This is a genomic window from Archaeoglobus sp. UBA230 (genome assembly GCA_002507545.1).
In the GTDB taxonomy this organism is placed as follows: Archaea; Halobacteriota; Archaeoglobi; order Archaeoglobales; family Archaeoglobaceae; genus Archaeoglobus.
Map to the genome: position 1 here is coordinate 1 of DAVR01000033.1, position 1,081 is coordinate 1,081.

Genomic DNA, 1,081 nt, shown 5'->3' on the forward strand with positions numbered 1-1,081 from the left:
CTTACCACCCCCCAATCAGGCTCAAACCTCTATTCAACTCCCAAAAAAACCAGCCAAGCCCAAACAGCAAGAACAGGAGGGTAATGAAGTAGGCGAGAGCTTCCTTCATTACTCTCCCTCCTGCTCCTTCCCATCAAACACTTGAACAGAAAGAGCATCAGCATCAATGATATCGCTGTATGCTGTTCTCACCCTTTCCAGCTTCTCCCTCACTGCCTCCTTCACAAAATCTGCAACACTGCTGTAAGTTCCAAGCATCTCAATCGTTCTCTCGATCTCCTCAACCAGCTTTGCAGAAAGGGTGATACCCCTATACTGTTTCCCACCTGTTTTTACTACACCCATATAGTAAGATTAGAACTCTGATTTTTAAATTTTACTATATCGTTACAGTAACTGCTAAAAACGAGCATAGTTTCATGTGGAATCGTTAAAAAACGATGTTCGAAAATCAAAATCATAAAATATTTATAATACCAATTTAAAAAATGTTATATAGATGTAGTAACCATGATGTAAAAATGCCGCCAAAGAACTATAAGGGTATAACCCTCCCAGCCGAAATGGTCGAGAGGGTTAAAGAAATTATCGAAACTTTTCCAGAGATGGGTTACTCTTCTGTTTCTGAATTCGTGAAGGATGCAATAAGAGAAAAAATTGTAATAATCCTCTGCACGAGAGAAGGAGTTAAAGAGCAAGAGCCAGATATGCTTGAAATCCTTGAACAGGTTGAAAAGCTCCGCAACCTCATATCTGCAAAGCTGAAAGAGTAGCCCAATCTCATCATTCTATTTTTTTCTGTTTCATCACGAAATATTAAAGTTTACCCGCCCCTTATGTTCCACATGGAACAATCTGGAACATACTCTGAATCAACATCTATAAGAGGGCTTTCAGAAAAAAACAGCCAGAGAAAGGTTGATTTGCACATACGGATTTCTAAAGAGAATTATATATTTCTCAGAGAAAACTTCAGAAATCGCTTTTCAGAGACTATTAACAAGCTATTGGACTTTCTTAGGACTGAGCAACCAGCAGAGCTTAAAGTTCTAAAAATAGGATGGGCTCGGCCGGATTCGAA

The 1,081-nt window shown here is 39.2% G+C and carries 2 protein-coding genes and 1 pseudogene; 2 read left to right on the forward strand and 1 reads right to left on the reverse strand.

Annotated elements, in window-relative coordinates; all coding sequences use genetic code 11:
- Positions 1–108: 108 nt before the first annotated feature.
- On the reverse strand, positions 109–345 hold the full coding sequence (locus BP688_RS10305) for a ribbon-helix-helix domain-containing protein (protein WP_290597509.1): 237 nt from the start codon (positions 343–345) through the stop codon (positions 109–111).
- Between the two features lie 176 nt (positions 346–521).
- Here BP688_RS10305 and BP688_RS10310 point away from each other — a divergent pair, with 176 nt between their 5' ends.
- A complete protein-coding gene (locus tag BP688_RS10310; RefSeq protein ID WP_290597510.1) occupies positions 522–773 on the forward strand; it encodes a ribbon-helix-helix domain-containing protein in 252 nt (83 codons plus the stop codon).
- 72 nt (positions 774–845) lie between these two features.
- Positions 846–1,081 (forward strand): annotated as a pseudogene (locus BP688_RS10315) (hypothetical protein); the annotation flags it as partial.

Bases quoted from the DNA above. Each gene is read 5' to 3' on its own strand.
- BP688_RS10305 (WP_290597509.1), bottom strand. From the start codon at position 345: ATGGGTGTAGTAAAAACAGGTGGGAAACAGTATAGGGGTATCACCCTT.
- BP688_RS10310 (WP_290597510.1), top strand. From the start codon at position 522: ATGCCGCCAAAGAACTATAAGGGTATAACCCTCCCAGCCGAAATGGTC.